The sequence below is a fragment of the Rhodococcus sp. WB9 genome (assembly GCF_007558985.1).
Classification (GTDB): domain Bacteria; phylum Actinomycetota; class Actinomycetes; order Mycobacteriales; family Mycobacteriaceae; genus Rhodococcus_F; species Rhodococcus_F opacus.
The window spans coordinates 757,989-781,432 of sequence record NZ_CP041769.1; the positions used below are offsets into that span (position 1 = coordinate 757,989).

Sequence of the window (23,444 nt, forward strand, 5' to 3'; positions counted from 1 at the left end):
CACGCCGACCCCCAATTCTCGCTGCACCGAGAAACGATCTTCGACAAACGCCAATCCCCGACGCCGTAGGCCGGTGCGACGATTTTAGCGAGAATGCGTTGTTTTGTGTGGGTGAACGTGTTTTACCGAACGGCAACGCCACGCTTTCGTGATGTCGTTCGGACTACTTCGTCATCGCGATCGTGCACCCGATTCGGAGTCCGTCACTTCGCGGTGACCTGAGAAAATTGGCCAAAGCCGCGTTGCAGGCGTGAGCCTGCGGAAGCATCCGCCACACGTCAACGAAAGAAGACAGCATGCACACAAGTGGTGCCGGCCGCGGACCCACCCGATCACCAACTCGACGCGTTGCGGGCCGAGGTGCGAGCGTTCCTGCGCGGGCAGATCGACGCCGGCGTGTTCACACCCGGTGTGGACACGTGGCCTACCCCGGTGGAATCCGGACTTTACGAAGGCCCTCGCGGCCCGCGGCTGGCTGGGCATGACGATCCCGGCGGAGTACGGCGGGCAGGGCCGCACGTTCATGGAGCGGTTCGTCGTCACCGAAGAACTGCTGGCCGTCGGCGAGCCCGTTGCCGCACAGTGGGTCGCGGACCGGCAGGCCGCACCGTCGCTGCTCACCTACGGAACCGAGGAACAGAAGCAGCGGTTCCTCCCCGGAATCGCGGGCGGCGAGATCAGCTGGGCGATCGGAATGAGCGATCCGGAATCGGGCTCCGACCTCGCGAGCGTCCGCACGAAAGCGGTCCGGGTCGACGGTGGCCGGCGGATCACCGGGACCAAATTGTGGACGTCCGGCGCCCACCGTGCCGACGCCTTCTTCGCGCTCGCGCGGTCGGCTCCGCTGGACCCGGAGCAGCGCCACGCCGGGCTCAGCCAGTTCATCGTTCTGCTCGACTCCCCGGGGGTGCAGATCAGGCCGATCCTCTCGATGTCGGGCGATCACCATTTCGACGAGGTGATCCTCGACGAGGTGTTCGTGCCCGACGAGTTGGTGCTCGGCCGCATCGGCGAAGGCAGGAAGCAGGTCACGTCCGAGCTCGGGTTCGAACGCAGTGGTCCGGAACGTTTCATGTCCACGTTCTCGATCCTCGCCGCGATGGCCGAGGAAATCCGGGAGGGACGGCAACCGGCCGATGCCCGCATCGGAGCGCTCGTCGCCCGGACCTTCGGCCTCCATCACATGTCCCGCGCGGTGTCGGAGGCACTGGGGGCGTGGTGACGACGCCGAGCTGGGCGCCTCGGTGGTGAAAGTCCTCGGCACCAAGACCGAAGGTGACATCGCCGACCTCGTCGAAGAACTGGCCGGTGAACCGGCGGCAGGCGTCGACCACTTCGCCGAACTGGTCCGTGCCGGCGTGATGCAGCGCCCCGGATTCACCCTGCGGGGCGGTACGAGTGAGATTCTGCGCGGCGTCATCGCGCGGGGATTGGGGATGCGCTGATGACCGGACCGGCAACCGACACCGAGATGCGGGAGTTCGCACGCATGCTCGGCCAGGTGTTCGCCACAGATCGGCGGGCCCCGGGCGAGGCTCGGGAATTCGATCGCGAGTTGTGGTCGACGCTCGCCGACCTCGGCCTCACGCGGCTCACCGGCCCCGAATCCGAGGGTGGCAGCGACGCCGGGTGGACGGAGTCGGCGTACCTGCTCGCGGCCGCCGGCGCCGTTGATCTCCCGATCGCCGAGAACGATCTGCTCGCGGGTTGACTGCTCGGCAGGTCCGGGTGCCCGACCGCGCACTCCGGCCCCGCCGTGGTCCGCACCGCAGCCGTGCTGGATGCCGACGGCACCGCGCGGCACGTCCCGTGGGCGCGTTCGGTGGATGCGCTGGTGGCCGTGTGGGAGGCGGACGTCACGTGGCGGGTCGCCGAATTCGCCCGCTCGGATGTCGAGGTGACGGAGGCGGCCAACCTCGCGTCGATGCCCCGGGACCACGTCCGGGTCGACGTCTCCGCACAGCAGGGCACGCCGGTGCCCGCCGACGTCGTGACCGAGTTCCTCCGGCGCGGCGCCCTGGCTCGGGCGCTCGCGATGGCCGGGACCATGGAACGCGTCCTGGCCCTCGTCGTCGAGCACACCTCGGCGCGCACGCAGTTCGGTCGCGCGGTGGGCAAATTCCAGGCGGTGCAGCCGGGGAACGTGGTTAGGCGGCTCCGCCGCCCGTGCGCCTTTCTGGTTGTCCCAGCTACCAAAAAGGCGCACGGGCGCGGAGCGCCTACGGCGTGACGATCGGGAACGCGCTGTCGGGTGGGTCGACGAGTTCCGTGAGGACCAAGAGCTTCGACGGGTCACCCGTCACCTCTACGCCCTCGAGTCCCTTGCCGGCGAACAGTCCGACCAACTGCATCTTCGTCAGGGTCAGCGAGACGTCCGGTTGCGTCGCGGTCCTCGGCGACAGCGTCTGGATGAGTGCACCGTTGGACAGCGTCGTCCGGTAGTGCGCTTCGGGTTCGGTGAAGTGCCACTCCGCGACGAGGGTCTTGTCCCAGGCTCGTGGGCCGTTGATGCGGAGGGCGACGGAGTCGAAGATCTGCTCGATCGTCAGGGCGCTCAGCATGTCCGCGCCGAGTTCGGTAATGGGAGGCGGAACGATGCCGCCGCGCAATTCGAGTGCGCCGGTGAGGTAGAAGTTGCGCCACGTCGCGTTCTCCGAGCCGAACCCGAGTTGCTCGTAGGTGCGGGCGAGTAGTTCTTTCGCGTCGCTGTCCGACGAGTCGGCGAACACCGCATGCTTGAGGAGTTCGGCGGCGAACCGGAAGTCGCCGTCGTCGAAATACCGTTGCGCCTTTGCCCGGACCTCGTCCTGGCCGCCCATGCATTCGACGTACCGTGTCGCGACGTTCTCCGGCGTGTGCTGCCACAGCGACGTCGGGTTGCCGTCGAACCAGCCCATGTAGCGCTGGTAGATCGCTTTGACGTTGTGGCTGACGGAGCCGTAGTAACCACGTGTGTGCCAGGCTGATTCGAGGGCGGGAGGCATCGGGAAATTCTCCGCGATCTCGAGCCCCGTCAGCCCGGAGTTGAGCATCCGAAGGGTCTGATCGTGCAGATACTGGTACAGGTCGCGCTGCTCCGACAGGTATTTCACCACCCGGTCGCGACCCCACGTCGGCCAGTGGTGGGAGGCGAACGCGACGTCGTAGCCGCTGTCGAACATCTCGATCGCCTGATCGAGGTACCGCGACCAGGCGCGGGGGTCCCGGACCAGCGCGCCCCGCAGGGTGAGGAGATTGTGCAGATTGTGGGTGGCGTTCTCCGCCATGCACAGTGCCCGGTGGTCCGGGAACAGGAAGTTCATCTCGGCGGGCGCCTCCGTTCCCGGCGTCACCTGGAAGATGATCCGGATGCCGTCGACGGTCTCCTCCTGACCGGTGTGGGTGATGTCGACGGTCGGTGGGATCAGTCCGGGGACACCCGACGACACGTTGGTGCCGAGGCCGGCGCCGACGTGACCGCGCGGCCCCTTGGGGAGCAACGCGCCGTACATGTAGGTGGCGCGGCGTCCCATAGCGGTTCCGGCGTAGACGTTTTCGGCCACCGCGTGTTCGAGGAACCCTTCGGGGGCGAGGATCGGGACGTCGCCGCGACCGTCCGGGAGAACGCCGACGACGCCGCCGAAGTGATCGATGTGGGAGTGCGTGTAGATCACTCCGGTGACGGGCCGATCGCCACGGTTCTTCCGGTACAGCGCGAGCGCGGCGGCCGCGGTTTCCTGCGAGATCAGCGGGTCGATCACCAGGATGCCCGTCTCGCCCTCGACGATCGTCATGTTGGACAGATCGATACCGCGAAGCTGGTAGATGCCCTCGGTGACCTCGTACAGGCCGTCCTTCGCGCACAGTTGCGACTGACGCCAGAGGCTCGGGTCGGCGGTGTCCGGGCAGTCGCCGTTCAGGAACGAATACTCCTGCATGTCCCACACCACGCGACCGTCCCCATCCGTGACGGTGCGGGGGTCGAGACGGTCGACGAAGCCGCGGTCGGCGTCCTCGAAATCGGTGGTGTCCGAGAAATCGGGTGTCATGATTCTTCCTTCTCGTGTCGCGGTCGGGCGGGGGCAGGGGCAGGGGGAGCGGGAGCGCTGCTGAGGATCGTGTTGACCCACCGCGTGGACGGGTCGATGTCGATCAGCAGCGCCTTCGCCATCAGCGTCAGCGGGATAGCCAGAATCGCGCCGAGAGGCCCGAGGATCCACGTCCAGAGCACCAGTGACAGGAACGTGAACGTCACGGATAGGCCCACCGCGTCGCCGACGAACTTCGGCTGGATCACGGACTGGATGATGACGTTGATGACGCTGTACAGGACGATCACGACGAGCATCAGTTCCGGACCACCCTGCAGCAGCGCCAGCAGTGCCGGTGGAACGAGCCCGAGGACGAAACCGACGTTCGGGATGTAGTTGGTGATGAACGACAGCAGTCCCCACAGGATCGGCAACGGAATCCCCAGCGCCCACAGTGCCCCGGTGTCGATGACGGCGACGATCAGCCCGAAGACGGTGGACACGATCAGGTACTTGCGGGTGCCGACCGAGAACGCGGAGAGGGCTGTGGCGATGTCGGGGCGCATCCGCGTCACGATGCGCATCCGCGAACCGTAGGTGCTTCCGTCGACCGCCATGAACAGCAGGAGGGCGAGGATGAACAGCAGATTCGAGAAGATGCCCAGCATGGCCTGCAGGATCCCCTCCACGAGACCGAACACCTTGCTGTAATCCACCTGGGAGAGCAAGGTCTGGGCGTCGGCGGAGTTCACGCCGGTACTGTTCAGAAAGCTCTGGGCGCTGTCGATGAGGGCCGTGAAGTCGTCCGCGTACTCCGGCAGAAGCGTGGCGAGCTGGGCGACCGACAGGGCCAGCGACAGCACGAGGACGAGGATGATGCCGTTGACGACCAGGATCGCCGCGATCGTCGCGAGCCATCCCGGGACACGCTTCCGGTGAAGCCATTCGGGCAGCGGGTGAACCGCGACGGTCAGCATGAGAGCAAGGAAGATCGGCCCGACGATCGACGCAGCCACCTGGATTCCCGCCACGGTGACGACGAGCGCGGCCAGCCCGAGAATCACGATCAGCCCCCGCGGCATCGACCACTGAGAAGCCGGCGCCGTGCCGGATACGTCCTGCGGATCGGTCATCGCGTTCCCTTCGCAACAATCGGCCGGCCAACCGGGATGCCCCGAATCGACTCTTGCACCCGGCCGACGACGGCACATCATCCGTTGCAGATGAGGATCACCCGGTGTGGATGATGCCGATGCCATCGCGAAGTCGCACGATTCCACTGTTCGAGCACATCCTTTCGAGAAGGGCATGGACATGACGACACATCCGGAGTCCAGGACCAACAGCCCTGTCAAACAGGGTTTTGCCGCGGGAACGTCGCTGGCAGCGGCGATATTGCTGCTGACCGTCGGCGTGATCTCCTTCTTCCAGGGCATCGCCGCAGTCGCCTCCGACGACCTGCTGGTCATCGGCGTCGAGTACACCTACCAGTTCGACACCACCGCGTGGGGATGGATCCACATCGTTCTCGGCGTCGTTCTGGTCATCAGCGCGATCGGCCTCATGACGGGCGCCACCTGGGCCCGTGTCGTGGCCGTCTGCATCGCCGCGCTGTCGATCCTCGCGAACTTCCTCTGGCTGCCCTACTACCCGCTGTGGTCGATTCTGATCATCGCGCTCGACGTCGTCGTGATCTGGGCGGTCACCACCTGGGACACCGCCAGGGACTAGGACGATGACGACGTGGTGAGCTCCGCGACCGGCACCTGGCCGGTATTCGGCTCGCTGCAGGAGTATCGGAAAGGATGGGTCAGGCCCGACGTGATCGCGGGCCTGACCGTGTGGGCCGTGCTGGTCCCGGAGGCCCTGGCCTACGCGACCATCGCGGGAGTTCCCCCTGTCGTCGGTCTGTACGCGGCGATACCCGCCCTGATTCTTTACGCGGCGGCCGGCAGTTCCCGGCATCTGGTGGTCGGGCCGATGTCGGCGACGGCCGCCCTGTCGGCTGCCATCGTCGCGCCGCTCGCCGGGGCGGACGGCGGCAAGTACGCCGCCCTGACCGCAGTGCTGGCGATCGCCACCGGCATCGCCGGGCTGCTGGCGGGGCTCCTCCGTCTGGGCTTCATCGCGTCGTTCATCTCGGAGCCGGTGCTGAAGGGCTTCATCGTCGGGCTGGCTCTGACCATCATCATCGGGCAGGTTCCTGCCCTCTTCGGCGTGGAGAAGGAGCACGGCAACTTCTTCGTACAGGCCTGGGGAGTCGTCACCCACCTGGGCGACATCGACTGGGGCACAATCGCCGTCGGTGTCCTCAGTCTCGTCGTGGTTCTCGGATTCAAGCGGTGGCTGCCGCTCGTCCCCGGTTCGCTGCTGGCCGTCCTCCTCGGGATCGCCGCGGTCGCCGTGTTCGGTTTGGACGGTCGAGGTGTCGACATCGTCGGTCACATCGACTCCGGTCTGCCGGCGGTGGGACTGCCGGACGGTGTCGGATTCGACGACTACATCGACCTTCTCGGCCCCGCAGTGGGCGTGCTGCTCATCGGGTTCGCGGAAGGGCTGGGTGCCGCGAAGACGTACGCCGCGAAAGAGGGCTACGAGGTGGACGCCAACCGGGAACTCCTCGGCCTCGGCACAGCGAATCTCGGCTCCGGGCTGTGCTCGGGAATGGTGGTGAACGGGAGCCTCTCCAAGACGGCGGTCAACGGCGGGGCCGGTGCCAAATCGCAGGTCAGCGGTCTCGTCGTCGCGGTCCTCACCGTGGTGACCCTGCTGTTCCTCACCGGACTGTTCGAGAAACTCCCCGAGGCGACGCTCGCCGCGGTGGTCATCGCCGCCGTCATCGAACTCGTGGACATCTCCGCGCTGCGCCGTCTCTACGGGGTGTGGACCGAAAGGCTCGGCAGCATCTACGGATACGCCGCGCGTGCCGATTTCGCGGCCGCCCTCGCCGCGATGGTGGGCGTGCTCCTGTTCGACACCTTGCCCGGACTCGTCATCGGCATCGGCGTGTCGATGCTGTTGCTGCTCTACCGGGCGTCGCGTCCCCACGTCGCGGCGCTCGCGAAGGAAGGGTCGCTGTGGGTGGACGCCGAGCGTCACCCCGACCTCCCGACCACACCGCACGTGGTCGTGGTGCGCGTCGAGGCGGGACTGTTCTTCGCGAACGCCGATCACGTCAAGGACCGCATCGAGGACCTGTCCACCGACGACACGCGAGTGGTGGTCCTCGACGCCGAGACGTCGCCGTTCATCGACGTCAGTGCCGCGCAGATGCTCGTGCAGTTGCGGGATGTGCTCGCGCGCCGGGGAATCGAGCTACGCGTGGCGCGGGACATCGGGCAGTTCCGGGACACGATTCGACACTCGGGTTCGGACGCGATCCCCGTCGGCCTCTATCCGACCGTGCGTGAGGCACTCGCGGAACCGGACCGACAGTAGGCGCTGCGCGCCCGGGAGTGGTTGACGAGTCTCTGTTCTCGCAGACCACGCACGGGCGGCGGAGCCGCCCATGACAGGAGGCAGTAGTGAGTGGAGAATTGCAGGAACTCGCCGCGAAGGCGTGGGTGTACGGATTTCCGCTGGTGTTCGATCTCGACCAGGTGAACCGCTTCGTGTCGGAGGGGATGGGGAGCCTCGACGCGGGACCCTTCAACACCTTCAGCCACGCCCGCACACTCGCGGGGCCGCAGGACACGTTCGTCTCGGTCAACAACGACACCATCTACTCGATCGCCCAGATCGATCTCGGCCACGGACCGCAGTTGCTGCGAGTCCCGGACGCCGGTGGTGCGTACTACGTGCTGCAATTCGTCGATGCGTGGACCGACAACTTCGCGTACGTCGGCAAACGCGCGACGGGTACCGCGGCCGGCCGTTTCCTGCTGACCGGCCCCGGGTGGTCCGGTGAGGTCCCCGACGGCGCGACGCAGATCGCGTTCCCGACCGCGGTGGGCACCATTATCGGCCGCTGGGCCTGCGACGGTGAGGCAGACCTGGAGCGGGTGAAGCGACTGCAGTCGGCCCTGACCTTGGAACCCGTCGGCGACCAGGAACCGGCGGAGGGCCTGCCGATACCCGACCCGAACGTCCCCGAGGAACTTCAATTCTGGGAGAAGCTGCGGGTGTACTCGCAGGCGTACCCTCCTTCCGCGCAGGACCTCGTCGCGCAGCAGGCGTTCGCCCCGCTCGGGTTGCTCGAGACCGGGCCGTCGCCGTACCTCGAGGCGCCGCCGGACCTCGTGTCCGTGCTCACGGCCGGAGCCGAGGCCGGGCGCCAATCGCTGGTCGCCGCACTGAAATCGGGCGCAGGTAGCGAGGTGGTCAACGGCTGGCAGCTGATGTACCACGCCTTCGACTACAACGACGACTACTTCGAGATCGGCACCCTCGACTCACCCGAGTGGCGCATCGAGGACCGCTCGAAGGCGCTGGGACTGCGGGCCGGCGCCGCGATGGCGGGACTGTGGGGAAACCACGGCTACGAGGCCGCGTATGCGCCGATCTACCACGACAGCGAAGGCAACGAACTGTCCGGCGAACACACCTACATACTCACGTTCGCGCCGACCCCGCCGGTCGACGCGTTCTGGTCGATCACCATGTACGACCTTCCGGAGTTCTACCTCGTCGATAATCCGATCGACCGCTATTCGATCGGTGACCGCACGCCGGGACTGATGTTCGCGGACGACGGTTCGCTGACCATCACGCTCAGCGCCGTCGCCCCGACCGATCCGGTCGCCCGCGCCAACTGGTTGCCGACACCGGCAGTCGGGTTCCGGCCGATGCTCCGGATGTACAGCCCGAAGCCGGAGGTGTTCGACGGAACGTTCGAGATCCCGCCGTTCGTGAGAACCATTTGATCAGGGGGCGCTGGTGAGCGATCCGATCCGGTTGCTCGTTCCCGACATGATCGGTCTGGTTCACAGCGTCCCGTCCTCTCTCCGATGATCCCGAGTCGGCGGTAGTGTTCGTGCCGATTCGAGGGGGGATCGAGTGAAGAAAGTTGCCGCGGCGCTCCTGTGCGCCGTGATCACTTCCGGGTGCGCGCACAGCGTGTCGGGGACTGCGGGGGCGTCGCCGCTGGACGAACTGAGCCCAGTGCAGCAACGGCAGGTCCACGTCGAGGACGCACTCCGCGACGCCGATCCGTGCGGACTGCTCGACGAGGCGGTCGTGCGGGGCGCCGGGACAGTTCAGCAGTACGGGTCCGCCGTCCAACTGCCGGTGTGTTCGGCGCTGATGGTCCGGCCCGGCGGCGCGACGACGTACGTGGAGTTGTCCCTGCTGCCGTCGATGCTGTCCGACGCGGCGCTGACCGGGCCGGACACGGTCGACGGCGTGACCGTCTATCGAGGCGCGGGTGCCGATCCGACCCGCGGGACGTGCGAGCGCGTCTTCCGGTTGAACCTCGGAACCGACCAGGAGCAGGACGGGCGGCAGCTGGCGACCGTCCGCGCCGGAACCGTCGCCGGCCAGGACGCCTGCCCGCTCGCCGACGCGGTGCTCGGCTCGGCGATCGACAGGATGCGGTCGGGACTGCCCGCTCGCGACCCGACGTCCCCGCGTCAGGTGGCGCTCGCGGTCCACGACCCGTGCGAAGTGCTCGACGTGCTGGGGGCCACAGCGGGCGGACGCGTCGTCGATCCGGAAGCACCGCCCACCCCGTTCGACTGCGTCCTGTTTCCGAACCCGAATCGGGTGCCCGGGAGCGAGGTGACCGTGTCGTTCACGATGTCGCCGGTCAAGGAAAACCGACCACCCGTTCCCGCCGAGCCGGAGACAGTCGGCGACCGATGCCGGTGGATGAGCCCGATGGGTGAGCCGATCGACGTCACACGGCCCGGAGCGGTAGTCGAGGAGTTCACCCGAAGGCTCGGTCACGCGGGTGCAGTCGTCACTGTTCACGGGCCGAACTGCGCGGCCGTGGCGAGGGTCGCGGACGCCGCGAACACGGCGTTCGGATAGGCGGCCGAACGGACTCACCCGGGATCAGATTGGACTCCGCCGGTAAGCTCGACAGCTGGACCAGTACAGATTCATCGACCTGGAGGTAGAAACGCGTGGCTCTCGTCGTCCAGAAGTACGGCGGATCCTCGGTGGCAACCGCCGAGAGAATCCGACGAGTGGCTGAACGGATCGTCGAGACCAAGAAGGCCGGCAACGATGTCGTCGTCGTGGTTTCAGCGATGGGGGACACCACTGATGAGCTGCTCGATCTGGCTCAGCAGGTGTGCCCAGCCCCACCCGCCCGCGAAATGGACATGCTGCTGACCTCCGGTGAGCGCATTTCCAATTCTCTCGTCGCAATGGCAATCCATTCGCTCGGTGCGGAGGCCCGTTCGTTCACGGGCTCGCAGGCGGGCGTCATCACCACCGGTGCTCACGGCAACGCCAAGATCATCGACGTCACACCGGGCCGCGTCCGGGATGCGCTCGACGAGGGCTCGATCGTCCTCGTCGCCGGGTTCCAGGGCGTCAGCCAGGACAGCAAGGACGTGACGACCCTCGGGCGCGGCGGCTCGGACACCACCGCGGTGGCCCTCGCAGCGGCCCTCGAGGCCGACGTCTGCGAGATCTACACCGACGTCGACGGCATCTTCACCGCCGACCCGCGCATCGTTCCCGACGCGCAGCGTCTCGAGACGGTGTCGTTCGAGGAGATGCTCGAGCTCGCGGCGTGCGGCGCGAAGGTGCTCATGCTCCGCTGCGTCGAGTACGCCCGCCGATACAACGTGCCTGTGCACGTCCGTTCGTCATACACGACCAAGCCGGGCACCATCGTGTCCGGATCGATGGAGGACATCCCCGTGGAAGAGGCAATCATCACCGGAGTCGCGCACGATCGCGGCGAGTCCAAGATCACCGTCGTCGGCCTGCCCGACACCCCGGGTTACGCCGCGCAGGTCTTCCGCGCGGTGGCCGAGGCGGAGATCAACATCGACATGGTGTTGCAGAACATCTCGAAGGTCGAAACCGGCAAGACCGACATCACGTTCACGCTGCCCACCGCCGACGGCCCGCGCGCCGTCGAGAAGCTGACCAAGCTGCAGGGCGAGATCGGCTTCACGCAGGTGCTGTTCGACGACCACATCGGCAAGGTGTCGCTGGTCGGCGCCGGCATGAAGAGCCACCCGGGCGTCACCGCGACGTTCTGTGAGGCTCTCGCGAAGGCCGGTGTCAACATCGACCTCATCTCCACGTCGGAGATCCGCATCTCGGTGCTCGTGAAGGACGTGGAGCTGGACAAGGCCGTGAAGGCTATCCACGATGCATTCGAGCTCGGCGGCGACGAAGAAGCTGTCGTGCACGCAGGAACGGGACGGTAGATCATGACCACCATCGCTGTTGTCGGTGCGACCGGACAGGTCGGCATCGTCATGCGCACCCTCCTCGAAGAACGCAACTTCCCCGCGGAAAAGGTGCGGTTCTTCGCCTCCGCGCGGTCGGCGGGCAAGAAGCTGCCGTTCCGCGGCGAGGAGATCGTCGTCGAGGACGCATCCGCGACGTCCGACGAGGACCTGAAGGGCATCGACATCGCCCTGTTCTCGGCCGGTGCGACGCTCTCTCGTGAGCAGGCCCCGCGGTTCGCCGCGGCAGGCGCCACGGTCGTCGACAACTCGTCGGCGTTCCGCAAGGACCCCGACGTCCCGCTGGTCGTCAGCGAGGTCAACCCGGAGCAGGCGAAGAACCCGCCGAAGGGCATCATCGCCAACCCCAACTGCACCACGATGGCCGCGATGCCGGTGCTGAAGGTTCTGCACGACGAGGCCGGTCTGCAGCGTCTCATCGTGTCGAGCTACCAGGCCGTGTCGGGCAGCGGCATAGCCGGTGTCGAGGAGCTCGTGGGCCAGGCCCGCGCCGTCATCGACGACGCGGAGAAGCTGGTGCACGACGGCAGCGCCGTCGACTTCCCGGCCCCAAACAAGTACGTCGCACCGATCGCGTTCAACGTCCTGCCGCTGGCCGGCTCGATCGTCGACGACGGCAGCGGTGAGACGGACGAGGACCAGAAGCTCCGCAACGAGAGCCGCAAGATCCTCGGCCTGCCCGACCTGCTGGTGTCGGGCACGTGTGTCCGCGTCCCCGTGATCACGGGCCACTCGCTGTCGATCAACGCCGAATTCGAGCGTCCGCTGTCGGTGGAGCGTGCGCAGGAGCTCCTGTCGACGGCTCCCGGTGTGCAGCTCGTGGACGTCCCCACCCCGCTTCAGGCCGCGGGCAGCGACCCGTCGCTGGTCGGGCGTATCCGTCAGGATCCGGGTGTCCCCGAGGGCCGCGGTCTGGCTCTGTTCGTGTCCGGCGACAACCTGCGTAAGGGTGCCGCCCTCAACACCATTCAGATCGCCGAACTGCTGGTCTGATCTCCCGCCCACGTGAGTGGCAAAGTGTGCTTCCGCACGCTTTGCCACTCACGTCTGTTTGTGCGGGTGGATACTGGGCCGATGAGAGTCGTCGGTGCTGCGGTGGCGGCGGTTCTGTTGCTGCTCACCGGTGCGGGCGAGGCGTCCGCGCAGCCGGGAATCCTGCTGTCGCAGGAAGAACTTCCACCCGCCGCGGTCCCCGCCCAGGCAGGCGACAGCGTCCGGGTCCGCTACTCGACGCTGCGCACCGCGACCGCGGCCGGTGAGTCGACCGGATCGATCTTCCTTCCCCGTGGTGATCCACCCGACGGCGGCTGGCCGGTGGTCTCCTACGCACACGGCACGGTCGGGATCGCCGACCAGTGCGCACCGTCGGTCGCCGGGTTCAACTACGTCGAACTTCCCGCGATCGAACAGTGGCTCGCCGCCGGGTACGCCGTCGCGGCAACGGATTACGCGGGAATCGGCACGGCCGGTGTGAATGCCTACCTCGACGGTCCTGCGGCTGCCGCGAACGCCGTCGACATCGTCCTGGCCGCGCACGACGTCTACGGCGACGTGCTCAGCGACCGGTGGATCGTCACGGGACTGTCGCAGGGCGGGCACGCGACCTACTTCGCCGCCCGCGAGGCCACCACCCGGGCACCCGCGCTCGACTATCGGGGTGCCGTCGCCGTGGCGGCGCCGACGCACCTCGAACAGCTCTTCCCGGCCGCGGGACCCGCGATTCCGGCACTGCCGATTACCGGAATCGTGAACTACGCGTTGCTGACCCTCGCCGGCATCGACGACCAGCGGCCCGAGGTCGACATCCGGCGGTATCTGTCGCCGAAGGGAATCGAATTGATGGAGCTGGCGAAGGTGACGTGCAGCCGGGAACTCGGCCGGTACCTGCTCGCCCATCCCACTTCGGTCGGCGACCTGTTCGCGGCGCCCTTGTGGAACGAGCAGTTCCGGGAGCTGTTCCGGGAGATGCAGCAGGCGCCCGTCGACAGCTTCGACCGCCCTCTGCGGGTGGTGCACAGTCTGTCCGACACGTCGGTGCCGGTTCCGCTGACGTGGGCGCAGCTCGCCGAGATGCAGCAGCACGGCGTGAACGTCGAATACCAGCAACTCGTCGCCGAGAACCACCGCGAATCGCTGATGGCCTCCATGCCGGAGTCCGTCGCGTTCGCGGCGCGCGTGCTGTCCCCCAGGTGAGTGGCAACGCGTACCCGAGCACACTTTGCCACTCACCTGGGTTCACCCGACACGTGCGAGGCGAAGACGACGCCCCCACCCTACGGTTCGGACATGGGCTCAGTCATCGGAGAACTGTTACCGCTCGCGGTAGGTGTCGCGATCTCGCCGATCCCGATCATCGCCGTCATCCTGATGCTGCTGTCGAAGCGTGCGGGCGGTGCGAGCGCGGGCTTCGGTGTCGGCTGGATACTGGGCATCCTCGTCGCGACGGGCATCTTCATGCTCCTCGCCGGCAGCATCGACACGTCCGACTCCGAAGGTCCCTCCGCGACAGCGTCCTGGGTGAAGGTAATTCTCGGTGTGCTGCTGCTCCTGCTCGCGGGACGGCAGTGGAGAAGCCGCAACACCCACGCGGAGCCACCGAAGTGGATGCAGGCCATCGACGACCTGAACTTCGTGAAATCCACCGGACTCGGATTTGCGCTGGCGGCAATCAATCCCAAGAACCTGCTGCTCTGCGTGTCGGCGGGCGTCGGGATCGGCACGGCCGGCGTGAACGGCAGCGAGCAGGTGGTGGCCCTGATCGTGTACACCGTGCTGGCCGGATCGACCGTCCTCGTCCCGGTGATCGCCTACGCCGTCGCCGCAGACAAGATGCGGGGGACCCTCGACAATCTCAAGGTCTGGCTCCAGGCCAACAACGCCGCGGTGATGAGCGTGCTGCTACTCGTGATGGGCGCCGTCGTCCTGGGCAAGGGTTTCGGCGGCTTGTTCTGACGCGACGGCGTCCGGTCCGCGCAGGTAATGACCGACGTAGCCCTCGTCGAGCGCGATGGCCTTGACGATCACCGCGGAACCCACGATGACGACGGAGAGGACGAACAGCCAGCTGATCGCGGTGAACACCAGGCCGAGCGGCCCGAATTGGTGTTGCGCGGCGGCGGTGATCCGGGGCAGGACGAGACGTCCGCCGACGTGGAGAGCGGTGAGCGCGGCGGCGGTCAGCGCGCCCGTCGCCCAGAGCACGCGTCCCTTGAGAGTGCCTATCGTCAACAGGTACGGGCTGAGGGTCCACACGGCCATCCACACCGCGAACTCCCCGGCGACGGCGAGAGGTGGCCCGATGAATCGGATGCTCGTAAGCTCGCTGGCCACGCCGATCGCCGTGCCCGACAGCGCAACGGCGAACAGAACGACGAGCCACCGCCAGGCGTCTCGGAGATTGATCGACGGGACGTTCCAGATCTTTCCGTAGATCCGGGCGAGGGCCCTCGCGAAGGACGTACCGCTGATCGCGATCATCAGCAGACCGACGACCCCGAACGCGGCGAAGGAGGCGTCGGTGGTATCGACGGTGCCGGACGTGGACGTCAGTTCCGTGGGGTCGAAGCCGAACTGGGTCTTGATGGTGCGTGCGGTCACGTTCCAACTGCTCAGCGTCGACGCCGCAATCATCACGGGCAGCACCGACGTGAAGATCCTGGCGGCGAGCGTCATCGACCGGTCGACGAGTTCGATATCGATCAGCCCGTCGATGACGCGCCGAACGGTACGGCCGGGAGGTGTGCCCTGCAACCAGCCGTTGGCCGTTTCGGTGCGCGCGGCCAGAGCTTCCCTGGCCAGCGCCACAGACAGTTTCGTCGACCGCACACCTCGAGCGAACACCGTTCGGGCCCGCTTGTCATCATCCGCGTCAGGTGAGAACGCCCGTCACGGGCGGATGATGCACCGGAACCCGATGTGGCACGTCGACGTCTCCTCGGTGTCACCCTGCCGGGCCGAGGGTCGGTAGCGCAGGCAGTAGTTGGGTGCGCAGAGATGCGAGCCGCCCTTGATCACGCGGCGCGCGTAGGGCTCGTCCGGGTTCTCGGCGCGTGCCGTGTCGACTCTCGGGTTGGTCGGAATGCAGCAGGAACTGGTGGGTGCGACGTTCTTCCCGCTCTCGGAGTGATCCACCGTGAAGTAGTCGGTGGTCCATTCCCACACGTTGCCGGCCATGTCACTGAGGTCGTAACCGTTGGGCCGGAAATGGCCGACCGGCGACGTCCCGGCGTAGCCGTCCTCGAGGAGGTTCTCCCACGGGAACCGTCCCTGCCAGACGTTCCCGCCGGGCCTGCCGCCCGGTTCGTGCTCCTCGCCCCACACGAACGGCTTCCGGTCCAGGCCGCCGCGGGCCGCGAACTCCCATTCGGCCTCGGTCGGCAGGTCCTTGCCCGCCCACTCCGCGTAGGCGCGGGCGTCGAACCACGATACGTGCGTGACGGGATGGTGTTCGCGTCCGCCGACGTTGCTGCCCGGACCCTCGGGGTGCCGCCAGTCCGCGCCCGGGGTGAACGACCACCAGCGGGTGTAGTCGTCGAGCGGGACGGGTCCCGGTGTCGGGGTGAACACCAGCGAACCGGGCACGAGCAGAGCCGGATCCGCGCCCGGGTACTGCGCGGGGTCGGGGGCGATCTCGGCGGTCGTGACGTGACCGGTGTCCTTCACGAATCGCCGGAACTCGGCGACGGTGACCTGGTGCGTGTCCATCCAGAACCCGCCGACGGTCACCTGGTGGACGGGCCGTTCCTCGGGGTAGAAGTCCTCCGAACCCATCCAGAAGGTGCCCCCGGGGATCCACGCCATGTTCTTCGGAGCTGCACCAGTCATGGGGTCAGACTGGCACGACGACGGCCGCCGTGCGAAGGGACGTCCCGTAAACCCGGTGAGAGGGGCAACGGTTGCGGTACCGTCGGCTACTCGATTCGCAATGCTGTTCTCACCGTGCAGGGGGCTCCTCCGAATGGATGGACGGATTCCGCGTAGGTCGTTCGTTCGTGGACTGGCGCTGACTGCCGGGCTGGGGGCGGTCGGGGTGGGATCGGCGAGCGCGTACCCGTTCGGGATCGATCCGCTGCGGCCGTTCGTCTTCTCCTCGCCGCCGCTCCAGCCGTTCCGGGAACAGTTGCCGCCGTTGCCGATGGTGGGTGGGAGCTCCGTCGAGGTGCACGCGAACAGCACGACGCACGTGTTCCATCCCGACCTGCCGGCGTCCCCGGCGCTCGGCTACGGCGGCATGGACTACCTGGGCCCGACGATCGAAGCCCACGTCGGCGAACGGACCTCACTGACCTTTCGCAACGACATCGCGAGCAACCCCCTCGCCGCCGACGTCGACACGCGGATCCACGGCGTGAGCGAGCAGGACCGCACCCAGGTGCCGACGTCGCTGCACCTGCACGGCGGACGGACGCCCCCCGAGTTCGACGGACACCCCGAGGACACGATGCGGCCCGGGCAGGGGATGGTGCACGAGTTCCCGAACCGGCAGGAGGCCTGCGCGCTCTGGTATCACGACCACGCGATGGGCGTCACCCGGCTCAACATCTACGTCGGGCTGGCAGGCATGTACCTGCTGCGCGACGAGTACGACACCGGGGGGACCGGCAACCCGCTCGGTCTGCCCTCGGGGGAGTTCGAACTTCCGCTGGTGTTGCAGGACAAGAACTTCACCGACGACGGACGGCAGAGTGTCCGGTCCAACCCGCTGAATCCGCAGGGCAGCTGGGAGGCCGCCACACCTGGTGACGTGGGGGTGGTGAACGGCAAGGTGTGGCCGGAAATGTCGGTGGCACGGGGCCTGTACCGCCTGCGGATGGTGAACGCCGCATCGTTCAGCGTGTGGAATCTGTTCTTCGAGAACCGGATGAGGTTCTGGGTGATCGGCGCCGAGGGCGGGTTGCTCGACGCGCCGGTCGCCACCGACCACGTCCGGCTCGGACCCGGCGAGCGGGTGGACCTCCTCGTCGACTTCGGGACCCTCGCACCCGGCACGACGGTGGAACTGCGTAACGACGAGCCGATTCCGGCGCAGGTCGCGCAGCGCGGGGTGCAGATCATGCCGCGGTTCTGCCGGTTCCGGGTGGGGACCGCCGCCGGGTTCACCGGTGGCGTGCCGGAGACTTTGCGGGGCGCAAGCCGTGGTCTCGCCGTCCTCCCGCCCGTCGCGCGGCCGTCGGTGGTGCGCAACGTGTCGGTGATGCAGCTCGCGCAGGGTCTCGGTCAGCCGTCGCCGCTGATGTCGCTGAACAACCTGCGCTACACGACCGACGACATCGAGATGCCCCGGCAGGGGACGGTCGAGCAGTGGAACATCGTCAACGTCACGCCCGAACCGCATCCGATCCACCTGCATCTGGTGACGTTCCGGGTGATCGGGCGGCAGGCGATCGACACGAACGCCCTGATGCAGGCCGTCCCGGTGCCCGCGGTCGGGATGCGGTGGACGCCGTCGGCGGACCCGTTCGTGCTCGGGCCGAACCTTGCGCCCCAGGTGTGGGAGTCGGGGTTCAAGGACACGGTGATCGCGGACGCGAACTCGATCACCCGGATCGTCGTCCGGTTCCCGACCGCCGACGAACTCGGCTTCGACCCGGACGCCACGTTCGGGATGTCGGCGCACACGATGGATCACTCCGAAGGCGGACACGGCCACATGGAGCAGTCGTCGCATCCCCTGCAGGGCTACGTGTGGCACTGCCACATGCTCGATCACGAGGACCACGACATGATGCTGCGGTACCGCCTGGTGCCCTAGGCCCGTTAGTACTTATTAACCGCCGGACGTTAACAAGTACTCACGGGCGCGCAGCGCAAACTTACAAGCAGTCTGGACTGTTTTCTTTTTTCCGCCTACAGTGCTAGGTGTGACACCTGACACAGAAGTAGTCAAGCCGGCCCGCACGCAGGCCGAGCGGACCGCGGCGATGCGCACGAAGCTGCTCGACGCGGCTGTCGACTCCCTGGTCGAGCTCGGGTACGCCCGCACCACCACGCAGGGCATCGCCCGTCGGGCGGGGGTGTCGCGCGGCGCGCAGCTGCACCATTTCCCGACCAAGGAGTCGCTGGTGGTGGCCGCCGTGGAACATCTCGTGGACAAGCGGCTGGAGGAGATCCTCGCCGCCGAAGTGGATGCAGGTCGGGGCGTCGAAGTGCTCGCCGACGCCTTCTCCGGCCCGCTGTTCTATGCGGCCCTCGAGCTGTGGGTGGCCGCCCGCACCGACCCGGCGCTGTACGAGGCGACGGTTCCGCTCGAGCGGAAGGTCAACGACGCTCTGCGCCGCGGGTCGGCGGCGGTGTTCGGCGATCGGTTCGACGCCGACGCCATCGAGCTCACTATCGAATTGGTTCGCGGTCTGGCGGTGTCGGCACTGTTCCGCACCCCCGAGGCCGAACAGTCACTACGCGCGCGGCTGTTGCCCGTGTGGGAATCGAAGGTGGAGAAGTCGTGAATCTTCCGCAGCACGTACACACCCTCATCGTGGGGGCAGGTTTCGCCGGTATGGGACTGGCGGCGCGCATCCTGCAGACGCAGCCGCAGGCCGACGTCCTGATCATCGAGCGCGGCGACGACGTCGGCGGCACGTGGCGAGACAACACCTACCCCGGGTGTGCGTGCGACGTTCCGACGTCGCTGTACTCGTATTCGTTCGCGCCGAGCGCCGACTGGAGTCACACGTTCGCCCGCCAACCCGAGATCCACCGTTACCTGAAGAAGGTCGCGGCCGACACCGGTGTCCGGTCCCGGGTGGTGACCGATTGTGAACTGCAGGAAGCGCACTGGGACGATGGCGAGGCCATCTGGGCCGTCCGGACGAGCCGCGGAACGCTGACCGCCGATGTCGTGGTGGCCGCGACCGGTGCGCTGTCGACGCCCAGCGTCCCGGACATGCCGGGGCTGGAGACGTTCGGCGGCACCACGTTCCATTCGGCGACGTGGAACCACGACCACGACCTCACAGGTGAGCGCGTGGCCGTGATCGGCACCGGTGCGTCTGCGGTGCAGTTCGTCCCGGAGATCGCCCCCGCGGCCGAGCATCTCACCGTGTTCCAGCGCACGCCCGCCTGGGTGATCCCGCGCCTCGACCGCGAACTGTCCGGCTCCGAGAAGGGCATCTACCGGCGACTTCCGGTGGTGCAGAAGGCTGTCCGTGGGTCCGTGTACAGTTTCCGCGAGGCCCTGGGTGGTGTGCTCGCACACGCGACCGGGCTGCTGCCGGTGTTCGAAATGGTAGCCAAGGTGCACCTGCGCAGGCAGGTGCGCGATCCCGAACTGCGCCGCAAGCTCACGCCGAACTTCACGATCGGCTGCAAGCGGATGCTGCTGTCGAACGACTGGTTGCGGACCCTCGACCGTCCCGACGTCGCGCTCGTCGACGCGGGACTCGCCGGGGTCACGCCGGACGGCGTCGTCGACGCGGTGGGTAACGAGCACAAGGTCGACACCATCATCTTCGCGACCGGCTTCACGCCGACGGAACCTCCTGTGGCGCACGCGTTGCGCGGTGCGAACGGCCGCACGCTCGCCGAGCACTGGGACGGGAGCCCGAGCGCGTACAAGGGGACCACCGTCGCCGGGTTCCCCAACCTGTTCCTGATGTACGGTCCCAACACCAACCTCGGGCACAGCTCCATCGTCTACATGCTGGAATCGCAGTCCGCGTACATCACCGACGCATTGAACGCGATGCACCGCAGCGGCGTCACCGCCTTCGAGGTCACCGAGGAGGCGCAGCGCCGGTACAACACCCGCATCCAGTCCGACCTGCAGTCCACCGTCTGGAACAAGGGCGGCTGCTCGAGCTGGTACTACGACTCCGAGGGACGGAACTCCGTCCAGTGGCCGACCTTCACCTGGAAGTTCCGCTCCCAGCTCCAGCGCTTCGACCAGGAGAACTACGTCTCACGGCGTAGGGCCGCGAAGGAGACCGTCGCGTGACGCACTACGACGTGATCGTGGTCGGCTCCGGTTTCGGTGGCAGCGTCGCGGCGCTCAGGCTCACCGAGAAGGGCTACCGGGTCGGTATTCTCGAAGCGGGCAGACGTTTCGCCGACGACGAGCTGCCCGAGACGAGCTGGCGGCTGCGGCGCTACCTGTGGGCGCCGTGGCTGGGTTGCTACGGCGTGCAACGGATCCACCTCCTCCCCGACGTCCTGGTCATGGCCGGGGCGGGCGTCGGGGGTGGGTCGCTGAACTACGCGAACACCCTCTACCAGCCGCCGCGCCGCTTCTTCGAGGACAAGCAGTGGGCGCACATCACCGACTGGCAGTCGGAGCTGGCCCCGTACTACGAGCAGGCGAAACGGATGCTGGGCGTGACGACCAATCCGTCGTTCACCCCCGCCGACGCCGTCATGCGTGAGGTGGCCGAGGAGATGGGCGCCGGTGAGACGTTCACGTCCACACCGGTGGGCGTCTTCTTCGGCGAACCGGGGTCGCGGGTGGCCGATCCGTTCTTCGGCGGAGTGGGACCTGAGCGCACGGGGTGCACCGAGTGTGGCAGTTGCATGACGGGTTGCCGGGTGGGCGCGAAGAACACGCTCGTCAAGAATTACCTCCACCTCGCCGAGAAGGCGGGCGCCCTGGTACATCCGCTGACGACGGTGACGGAGTTGCGCCCCCGATCGGGTGGCGGCTACGAGCTGCGGACCCGCCGCACCGACGGCATCCGCAAGCGCGAGCACACGTTCACCGCCGACCAGGTGGTCGTCGCCGCAGGTACGTACGGCACCGCCCGGCTGCTGCTGGCGATGAAGGAAGCCGGTGCGCTGCCGCGGTTGTCGCCGAGGCTGGGATCGGTGGTGCGCACCAACTCGGAAGCGGTGCTCGCGGCCACGGCGAAGAACCGTGCCACCGACTTCACGAAGGGTGTGGCCATCACGTCCTCGTTCCACCCGGACGATCACACCCACATCGAACCCGTCCGGTACGGCAAGGGCAGCAACGCGATCGGACTGTTGCAGACCGTCCTCAGCGACGGCGGCGGCAGGACGCCGCGGCTGCTGAAGACGGTCGGCGTCGCGTTGCGCCGCCCCGGGGCGTTCGTACGCAGCCTGTCGGTGCGGCACTGGTCGGAACGCACCGTGATCGCGCTCGTGATGCAGACCGACGACAATTCGCTCGAACTGGCCAAGGGCAAGGGCCGCCTCGGTCGCGCGGTCACCAGCCGGCCCGGACCCGGAGATCCGCCGCCCGAGTGGATCCCGCAGGGTCACACGGCCATCCGCAAGGTGGCCGAACGGATCGGGGGAGACCCCGGCGGTTCGTTCGCCGACGTCGTGAACATTCCGATGACCGCGCATTTCCTCGGGGGTTGCACCATCGGGGACTCGCCGGACACCGGTGTCGTCGACCCCTACCTGCGGGCGTACGGACACGACGGTCTGCACGTGGCGGACGGTTCCGTGGTGAGCGCGAATCTCGGGGTCAACCCGTCGCTCACCATCACCGCCCAGGCCGAGCGTGCATTCGCGTTGTGGCCCAACAAGGGTGAGGTCGATGCTCGGCCCGAGCCGGGCGAACCATACGTACGTATCGAACCGTCGCCGCCCCGGAATCCGGTGGTGCCCGCCGACGCGCCGGGTGCGCTGCGGCTCCCGCTGACGGTCGCAACCCGAAAGGAGACAGTCGATGTGGAGCGTGCCTGAATCGACCACCCAGCGCACCGACTGGCCCGAGAGTTCGCCGCCCCCGTGGCCGGCGGGAGTCCGCGCGACGCTGTGGTGGCATCGCAGCACTGCGGCCGCCCGTGCGCTCGGACCCGACGGCGCCACCGTGCCGTTGACCCTGGCGATGATGGTCGACTACCTGGACTCGCCGGTCGGCCCCTACCGGGAGATCCTCGCGAGTCCGGTGCTCCGCGCGCCCGGTCGTCGCATCGGCGTCCTGCCCCGCATGGCGGTCCCGTTCATCGCCGTGGATTCGGAACCCTCCGTACACGGCGGACGGGTGCATTGGAGCCTGCCGAAGGTGCCGGCCGAGTTCGACGGCGACGTGCACGGCGACTTCGAGGCGTCGTCCGACGCGTGGCGCGTCACCACGAACACTCGGCCGCGCGGCCCGCGACTACCGCTCGCCGGAGCGCTGGGGTTCGCGCAACCCGGCGACCGGGGCCTCGTCACGGCATCCGCACGACTGCGAGGCCATTTCCGATATGCCCGCGTGGACGTGGCGGCCGAAGGTCCCACCCTCGGTGACTGGCTGACGCCCGGCACACACCACGGCATCGTGATCACGGACGGCCGGATGACCACCGGACCCGCGCAACTCCGCTGACCCGCTCAGGCGGGTCGCGGTCCGATGTCCGCCACCACGCCGGCGAGACGGGGCAGCACGGTGTCGCGCCAGCCCGGACCCATCCGCTCGAATGCGTCGCGGCTGCGCTTGTCGTCGAGGTCGAAGCCGGAGTGGTCGAGGAACAGGCGGGTGCCCGCACCCTCGGGAACGAGGCGCCAGACCAGCGTCCAGTTCTCGGTGAACGTGTAGACGAAGCGCCGCTCGGGTTCGACCTCGACAACCTCGCAGGGAACGGCACCCCAGCCGGGCATCTCGAGGTGGAACCGATGCCCGACCGTGGCGGCGATGTCGCCCGCGGCCCACCAGCGGGCGAGCAGTTCCGGCTCGGTGAGGGCGCGCCACACCTTGGCGGGCGGCGCGGCGATGAACTGATCGACGGAGATCTTGGTGGTGGTGCGGTCGGTCACGAGTCCTCCTCGAGGAAGTCGGCGAGTGTGCGCAAGCGGCCACGCCAGAACCGCTCGAACGGGTGCAACCAGTCGCCGACGTCGGCGAGCGGCTCGGCGGTCAGGTGGTAGTGCCGTTGCCGTCCGGACGGTTCGTCGCGGACGAGTCCGGCCCGGCGCAGGACCTGTAGGTGCTCTGCCACCGCGGGCCGGCTGAGGTCGAACCGGCCGGCGAGGTCTCCGGCGGTGAGGGGGCCGTCCACCAGGATTTCCAGCAGGCGCCGTCGCACGGGGTTGGCGAGGGCGATGAAGACGTCGTCGTCGGGCACGCCGCGACTTTATGTCGGAGATTTCCGACATGTCAAGAATTTTCGACCCATCCTTTTCT

General features: G+C 67.6%; 21 protein-coding genes and 1 pseudogene. 16 read left to right on the top strand and 6 right to left on the bottom strand.

Annotation, left to right across the window (positions count from 1 at the left end; all coding sequences use genetic code 11):
* The first annotated feature begins 309 nt into the window (after window positions 1-309).
* The 3 genes and pseudogenes from FND50_RS03655 to FND50_RS36645 all read left to right on the top strand — a co-directional run bounded on the left by FND50_RS03655 (window position 310) and on the right by FND50_RS36645 (window position 2,230).
* Window positions 310-1,445 (top strand): annotated as a pseudogene (locus FND50_RS03655) (acyl-CoA dehydrogenase family protein).
* A complete protein-coding gene (locus FND50_RS36640; RefSeq protein ID WP_260850890.1) occupies window positions 1,445-1,711 on the top strand; it encodes an acyl-CoA dehydrogenase family protein in 267 nt (88 codons plus the stop codon). The pseudogene FND50_RS03655 and the gene FND50_RS36640 overlap by 1 nt, the downstream one beginning before the upstream one ends.
* Window positions 1,712-1,756: 45 nt before the next feature.
* On the top strand, window positions 1,757-2,230 hold the full coding sequence (locus tag FND50_RS36645) for an acyl-CoA dehydrogenase family protein (protein WP_260850891.1): 474 nt from the start codon (window positions 1,757-1,759) through the stop codon (window positions 2,228-2,230).
* Here FND50_RS36645 and FND50_RS03665 read toward each other — a convergent pair.
* Together FND50_RS03665 and FND50_RS03670 are read right to left on the bottom strand one after the other, a co-directional pair.
* Window positions 2,220-4,028, bottom strand: coding sequence for an alkyl/aryl-sulfatase (locus FND50_RS03665; RefSeq protein ID WP_144284785.1), 1,809 nt, complete (start codon window positions 4,026-4,028; stop codon window positions 2,220-2,222). The genes FND50_RS36645 and FND50_RS03665 overlap by 11 nt on opposite strands.
* Window positions 4,025-5,143, bottom strand: coding sequence for an AI-2E family transporter (locus tag FND50_RS03670; RefSeq protein ID WP_144284786.1), 1,119 nt, complete (start codon window positions 5,141-5,143; stop codon window positions 4,025-4,027). Before FND50_RS03670 ends, FND50_RS03665 begins: the two co-directional genes overlap by 4 nt.
* 175 nt (window positions 5,144-5,318) lie before the next feature.
* On the opposite strand from FND50_RS03670, the gene FND50_RS03675 reads away from it, so the two are divergent.
* The 8 genes from FND50_RS03675 (at window position 5,319) to FND50_RS03710 (ending at window position 14,332) form a co-directional block, all read left to right on the top strand.
* Window positions 5,319-5,741: a hypothetical protein gene (locus tag FND50_RS03675; RefSeq protein ID WP_005253445.1), complete on the top strand. Its 423-nt coding sequence runs from the start codon at window positions 5,319-5,321 to the stop codon at window positions 5,739-5,741.
* A 12-nt stretch (window positions 5,742-5,753) separates the two neighbouring features.
* Complete coding sequence (locus tag FND50_RS03680) at window positions 5,754-7,448, top strand: SulP family inorganic anion transporter (protein ID WP_144284787.1); 1,695 nt, start codon at window positions 5,754-5,756, stop codon at window positions 7,446-7,448.
* A gap of 86 nt (window positions 7,449-7,534) precedes the next feature.
* Complete coding sequence (locus FND50_RS03685; RefSeq protein ID WP_144284788.1) at window positions 7,535-8,872, top strand: DUF1254 domain-containing protein; 1,338 nt, start codon at window positions 7,535-7,537, stop codon at window positions 8,870-8,872.
* A gap of 133 nt (window positions 8,873-9,005) precedes the next feature.
* On the top strand, window positions 9,006-9,977 hold the full coding sequence (locus FND50_RS03690) for a hypothetical protein (RefSeq protein ID WP_144284789.1): 972 nt from the start codon (window positions 9,006-9,008) through the stop codon (window positions 9,975-9,977).
* 95 nt (window positions 9,978-10,072) lie between these two features.
* The gene (locus FND50_RS03695) at window positions 10,073-11,338 is read left to right on the top strand and encodes an aspartate kinase (protein ID WP_005248517.1); all 1,266 of its coding nucleotides are present in this window, start codon (window positions 10,073-10,075) and stop codon (window positions 11,336-11,338) included.
* Window positions 11,339-11,341: 3 nt separating this feature from the next.
* The gene (locus FND50_RS03700; RefSeq protein WP_144284790.1) at window positions 11,342-12,373 is read left to right on the top strand and encodes an aspartate-semialdehyde dehydrogenase; all 1,032 of its coding nucleotides are present in this window, start codon (window positions 11,342-11,344) and stop codon (window positions 12,371-12,373) included.
* Window positions 12,374-12,454: 81 nt separating this feature from the next.
* Complete coding sequence (locus tag FND50_RS03705; RefSeq protein WP_144284791.1) at window positions 12,455-13,573, top strand: lipase family protein; 1,119 nt, start codon at window positions 12,455-12,457, stop codon at window positions 13,571-13,573.
* A 93-nt stretch (window positions 13,574-13,666) separates the two neighbouring features.
* A complete protein-coding gene (locus FND50_RS03710) occupies window positions 13,667-14,332 on the top strand; it encodes a GAP family protein (protein ID WP_144284792.1) in 666 nt (221 codons plus the stop codon).
* Here the strand turns inward: FND50_RS03710 and FND50_RS03715 are convergent.
* Window positions 14,279-15,205, bottom strand: coding sequence for a hypothetical protein (locus tag FND50_RS03715; protein WP_260850892.1), 927 nt, complete (start codon window positions 15,203-15,205; stop codon window positions 14,279-14,281). The two genes, FND50_RS03710 and FND50_RS03715, sit on opposite strands and share 54 nt — an antisense overlap.
* A 60-nt stretch (window positions 15,206-15,265) precedes the next feature.
* Window positions 15,266-16,204, bottom strand: a complete 939-nt coding sequence (locus FND50_RS03720; RefSeq protein WP_144284793.1) for a formylglycine-generating enzyme family protein — start codon at window positions 16,202-16,204, stop codon at window positions 15,266-15,268.
* A gap of 100 nt (window positions 16,205-16,304) precedes the next feature.
* On the opposite strand from FND50_RS03720, the gene FND50_RS03725 reads away from it, so the two are divergent.
* The 5 genes from FND50_RS03725 to FND50_RS03745 all read left to right on the top strand — a co-directional run bounded on the left by FND50_RS03725 (window position 16,305) and on the right by FND50_RS03745 (window position 22,649).
* On the top strand, window positions 16,305-18,131 hold the full coding sequence (locus FND50_RS03725; RefSeq protein ID WP_144284794.1) for a multicopper oxidase family protein: 1,827 nt from the start codon (window positions 16,305-16,307) through the stop codon (window positions 18,129-18,131).
* Between the two features lie 100 nt (window positions 18,132-18,231).
* Window positions 18,232-18,825 carry a TetR/AcrR family transcriptional regulator gene (locus tag FND50_RS03730; protein ID WP_080606127.1) on the top strand — a complete coding sequence of 198 codons (594 nt, stop codon included), beginning with the start codon at window positions 18,232-18,234 and terminating at the stop codon, window positions 18,823-18,825.
* Window positions 18,822-20,312 carry an NAD(P)/FAD-dependent oxidoreductase gene (locus tag FND50_RS03735; RefSeq protein WP_144284795.1) on the top strand — a complete coding sequence of 497 codons (1,491 nt, stop codon included), beginning with the start codon at window positions 18,822-18,824 and terminating at the stop codon, window positions 20,310-20,312. The genes FND50_RS03730 and FND50_RS03735 overlap by 4 nt, the downstream gene beginning before the upstream one ends.
* On the top strand, window positions 20,309-22,021 hold the full coding sequence (locus tag FND50_RS03740) for an FAD-dependent oxidoreductase (protein ID WP_144284796.1): 1,713 nt from the start codon (window positions 20,309-20,311) through the stop codon (window positions 22,019-22,021). Before FND50_RS03735 ends, FND50_RS03740 begins: the two co-directional genes overlap by 4 nt.
* Window positions 22,005-22,649 (top strand): hypothetical protein, encoded by a 645-nt coding sequence (locus FND50_RS03745; RefSeq protein ID WP_144284797.1) that lies wholly within the window; start codon window positions 22,005-22,007, stop codon window positions 22,647-22,649. Before FND50_RS03740 ends, FND50_RS03745 begins: the two co-directional genes overlap by 17 nt.
* 5 nt (window positions 22,650-22,654) lie before the next feature.
* On the opposite strand, the gene FND50_RS03750 is transcribed toward FND50_RS03745, so the two are convergent.
* Together FND50_RS03750 and FND50_RS03755 are read right to left on the bottom strand one after the other, a co-directional pair.
* On the bottom strand, window positions 22,655-23,077 hold the full coding sequence (locus FND50_RS03750; protein ID WP_005256072.1) for an SRPBCC domain-containing protein: 423 nt from the start codon (window positions 23,075-23,077) through the stop codon (window positions 22,655-22,657).
* Window positions 23,074-23,385 (bottom strand): helix-turn-helix transcriptional regulator, encoded by a 312-nt coding sequence (locus tag FND50_RS03755; protein WP_005256073.1) that lies wholly within the window; start codon window positions 23,383-23,385, stop codon window positions 23,074-23,076. Before FND50_RS03755 ends, FND50_RS03750 begins: the two co-directional genes overlap by 4 nt.
* Window positions 23,386-23,444: the final 59 nt, after the last annotated feature.